The following is a 4,597-nucleotide window of genomic DNA, read 5'->3' as shown; positions in this document are numbered from 1 at the left end:
GCCCCCACCCCCGCGCCCGCTTCCGCCCCACCCCCGGCAGCCGCCCCGGCAGCCGCGTACGCGCCCCCCGCAGGCGGCCTCGACCCGCGTCAGCTCTGGGACAACATCCTGGAAGCGGTCAAGAACCGCCGCCGCTTCACCTGGATCCTGCTCAGCCAGAACGCCCAGGTCACCGGCTTCGACGGCACCACACTCCAGCTCGGCTTCGTCAACGCCGGCGCCCGCGACAACTTCGCGAGCAGCGGCAGCGAGGACGTGCTGCGGCAGGCGCTGGCCGAGCAGTTCAACGTCCAGTGGAAGATCGAGGCGGTCGTCGATCCGTCCGGCGGCGGCTCGGCACCCGGCCCGAGCGGCGGCTTCGGCGGCCCCTCCGGCCCGTCGACCGGCGGCTACGGCGGCCCGCAGGGCGGCGGCTACGGCGCGCCCCAAGGCACACAAGGCGGCTACGGCGCCCAAGGCGGCTACGGCGGTGGCGGCACGGCGTCCCCCACGCCCCCGCCCTCGGCCGGCCCGGCCACCCCCTCCGCTGCCACGCCCGCCCGCCCCGCACCCGCGTCGGCGCCCGCCCGCACCGCTCCGGCGGCACCCGCCCCCCGGCCCTCAGCCCCGGAACCGGTCTCCATCGAGGACGACATCCCCGAGGACGACGACCCCGACCTCAACGAATCGGCCCTCTCCGGCTACGAACTGATCGTGCGGGAACTCGGGGCGACGGTGATGGAGGAGCTCCAGAACGAGTGACGGGCTTCCGTTGCTCTTGCGGCCCCTCTGAAGCCGCTCCTGAGCTCGATCCTGATCCCGCCGCTGATTCCCCCTCCGAAGCCGCTGCTCATTCGGCTGCCGTCGCTGCGCTGCCGTCTCCGCTCCCACCGGACGGCACCGCGGATCCGTAGGAACACACAAAGCCAGGACGCGCCGGCCTTCGGAAACCCGCACAACCCCGCACACCGCCCTCCCGTTAGGCTGACCCCCGTGAACGTCCTCGTCATCGGCAGCGGCGCCCGCGAACACGCCCTGTGCCGCTCCCTGTCCCTCGACCCCGCCGTCACCGCGCTGCACTGCGCCCCCGGCAACGCCGGCATCGGTGAGGTCGCCGAGCTGCACCAGGTCGACGCCCTGGACGGCAAGGCCGTCACCGCGCTGGCCACCGAGCTGGGCGCCGAGCTCGTCGTGGTCGGTCCGGAGGCCCCGCTGGTCGCCGGGGTCGCCGACGCCGTACGCGAGGCGGGCATCCCGGTCTTCGGGCCGTCCAAGGAGGCGGCGCAGCTGGAGGGCTCCAAGGCGTTCGCCAAGGACGTCATGGCCGCCGCCGGTGTCCCCACCGCCCGCTCCTACGTCTGCACGACGCCGGAGGAGGTCACCGAGGCCCTCGACGCCTTCGGCGCCCCGTACGTCGTCAAGGACGACGGTCTCGCCGCCGGCAAGGGCGTCGTCGTCACCGACGACCTCGCGGCCGCCCAGGCCCACGCGGCCGGCTGTGAGCGCGTCGTCATCGAGGAGTTCCTCGACGGCCCGGAGGTCTCCCTCTTCGCGGTGACAGACGGCGAGACGGTCGTGCCGCTCCAGCCCGCCCAGGACTTCAAGCGCGCCCTCGACGGCGACCAGGGCCCCAACACCGGCGGCATGGGCGCGTACTCCCCGCTGCCCTGGGCCGACCCCAAGCTGGTCGACGAGGTCATGGCGACCGTGCTCCAGCCGACCGTCGACGAGATGCGCCGCCGGGGCACGCCCTTCTCGGGACTGCTCTACGCGGGCCTGGCGATCACCTCCCGCGGTGTCCGCGTCATCGAGTTCAACGCCCGCTTCGGCGACCCCGAGACGCAGGTGGTCCTGGCCCGGCTGAAGACCCCGCTCGCCGGACTGTTGATGGCCGCCGCGGCCGGCACCCTCGCCCATCTGGAGCCGCTGCGCTGGAGCGACGAGTCTGCGGTCACCGTGGTCGTCGCCTCGCGGAACTACCCCGGCACCCCGCGCACCGGCGACCCGATCACCGGCCTCGACGAGGTGGCCGCCGAGGACGCCCCGCACGCCTACGTCCTGCACGCCGGCACCCGGCGCGACGGCGACACGGTGGTCAGCGCGGGCGGCCGCGTCCTGTCCGTCACCGCCACTGGCAAGGACCTCGTCCAGGCCCGCGAGCGCGCCTATCGGGCGGTCGCGCGCATCGGTCTGGACGGCTCCCAGCACCGCACGGACATCGCGGCGAAGGCGGCCGCGGAGGCGGAGCAGGCGTAACCCCAGGCGTTCACGGCCCCGGCCTTCACAGCCCGGCGTTCACGGCCCCGGCCTTCACAGCCCGGCGCTCACGGCCCCGGCGCTCACCAGGGATCTCCCAGGCCCCGGTTTCAGCAGGGAAAACCCCCGCGAATCCGGGGCCTGATCCTTGCCCACCGTCATCCACCTCTCCCCAGAGCCATTCCATCGAGTGAGCGCTGCGCCATCCGGCTGACGGAGGCCGCACCGCCAACTAGGGTGCGGCGCAAGCTTTCCGGCACTTGGCCCATCGGCATTGCGATGTCAGTGACGGGTGCCACAGTGGGGGAGTGAGCAAGACCAGGAGATCGCACCGCGGGGGAGGGGGTGAGGTCCGGTCATGACCGGTATCGGAGTAGAGGTCGGCGCGCAGGCCGCGCGGGCCCGGGCGCTGGCCGTGCTGCGCGTCCGCGGCAGGGCGCTCGCCGTCGCGCTGTTGCCCGCGGCTGCCGCCGTGATCCTGCTCGTGGGCGGTTCCACGGACCATCTCGTGGGCCCCGGCTGGGATGCCGCCCGCTGGGTGGTGTCCGTGTGCGCCGCGCTGGTGCTGCTGGGGGCCGGCCTCGTGGCCGCGGTCGTCGCCCGCGCCCGCCCCGCCGTCAGCCCCACGGTCGCCATCTCCGAGAGCGCGGCCCCCGACCTGTACCGGATGGTGCGCGACCTCGCCGACCGGCTCGACGTCCCCGCGCCGTCCGCCATAGCGCTCACCCCGGACTGCGACAGCTGGCTGGAGGACCGCACCCACCCGGCCCACGGCCCGCCCGCGCCCCAGGGCCGTGACGAGATAGCCGGCGTGGGCCCCGTACGGCACCTCCACCGCCGTACGGCCGCGGCGCCCGTGCTCGTCATCGGCTCGCCGTTCCTGTGGTGGATGCGGGTGGGCGAGCTGCGGGCGGTGCTCGCCCCGGTCGTCGCCGGTACGGGGCCCTCGGCGCACCCCGACATAGCCGCGGCCCGGCGTTTCGTGCGAGGGCTGGACGCGGCGGTGGCCGTCTCCGCCGACCGTGGCCGCTGTCCCGGCGTCCGCCTGGTCTGCGCGGGGATCGGCGGGGTCGCGCGGCTGCTGCTGCGCGGCTGCCAGGTCCACGCGGCCGAGATGGAGCGGGGGGTGGCCGCGGCGGCGGCCGAGCGTGCACAGGCTGTGGACTACGGGCTGCGGATCGTCGCCCAGGAGCAGGTGGGCCTGGCCTACGCGGGCTGGGACCGTCTCCTGACCCGGGTGGCGCTGCCCGCCTGGCGGATGGGCCGCTGGCCCTCGCGGCTGGACGCGGGTGTGGTCGCCGCCCTCACCGAACTGTCCCGGCGCGACCGTCTGGCCGAGGGGTTCGCCTCCCGCCTCGGTGAGCGCCCCGCCTGTGACCTGCTCGAAGAGCCGGGCGCGGTGGACGAGGCCGCGTCCCTCCTCGCCGCCCGCCTCTTCCACGGCGGCCCCGCCGAGCCCGGCCCGGACTGGTCACCGGTGGACTGGCAGGAGTATCCGGACGAGGTCGTGGACCGCAAATGGCGCGCCGACGCCGCCCGCCTCCACAGAGTCCTCGACGCACTCGGCGTCCGCCGCGCCCCCGACCACGCGTCGACCCCGTCGACACAGCCGGCCGAAGGCCCGACCCTGGCCCGCGTACTGGACCACCTGACGGTCTCCACGACACCTCTCCGAGCCCCGGACACCCCTCTCCGAGCCACGGACGCCCCTCCACGCTCCTCCCGCGCCCCACGGTCCTCCGGTTCCAGTGCCCCCGGAGCCACAGCCCCCCAGCCCTGGCCCCCCGCCCCGGAGACCGCACCCCCCGCCCCGGAGTCCGCACCCCCTGCCTCTCCGCCCCTGGCCGTCCCCCCGGACGAAGCCGACCCCGCCGACGGCGTCCTCAACCCCCGCACCACTGCCCTGGCCACCCGTCTCGGTGCCGAGGTGGCCCGTGAGGAGGCCGAAGCCGGTCCTGTCGTCGGCCCCGCGCCCGGCCAGGGCGGCGGCCCGGACGCGCCGCTCTGGGACGACGGCGCCCTCCCGCTCTTCCCCCTGCAACCGCCGCGCACGGACCGCGAACTCCTCACCGACCACGTCACGGCGATGGTCTGCTGCGCCGCGATGGACACCGTCGGCGCCACTCCGGGCCTCGACTGGCTCGACGGCCCGACCCTCCTCGTCGACGGGGTGCGCGTGGCCGACCTCGCACCCCGCGTCCTCAGCCTCGTCGAGGACGGCGACGCGGCACCGCTGCGCAGCTGGCTGGTGGAGCTCGGCATACGGCCGGAAAAGCCCGTCCGCCTCGGCTGACCGACCGGCGACGCCAGCCCCGCCCGCTCCCTGGTTCCCCGCCCGCGTCCCGGCCCCGGTCCTCCCCCC

The 4,597-nt window shown here is 75.4% G+C and carries 2 protein-coding genes and 1 pseudogene; all 3 read left to right on the top strand.

Features of this window, described 5'->3' with window-relative positions:
* Positions 1-741 (top strand): annotated as a pseudogene (locus ALMP_RS17985) (DNA polymerase III subunit gamma and tau); the annotation flags it as partial.
* A 231-nt stretch (positions 742-972) separates the two neighbouring features.
* Positions 973-2,235, top strand: a complete 1,263-nt coding sequence (gene purD / locus ALMP_RS17980; RefSeq protein WP_264929418.1) for a phosphoribosylamine--glycine ligase — start codon at positions 973-975, stop codon at positions 2,233-2,235.
* Between the two features lie 358 nt (positions 2,236-2,593).
* A complete protein-coding gene (locus ALMP_RS17975) occupies positions 2,594-4,528 on the top strand; it encodes a hypothetical protein (protein ID WP_264929416.1) in 1,935 nt (644 codons plus the stop codon).
* The last annotated feature ends 69 nt before the right edge of the window (positions 4,529-4,597 follow it).

The organism is Streptomyces sp. A012304, assembly GCF_026008495.1.
GTDB lineage: Bacteria > Actinomycetota > Actinomycetes > Streptomycetales > Streptomycetaceae > Streptomyces.
This window is presented reverse-complemented; position numbering and strand designations above follow the sequence as displayed.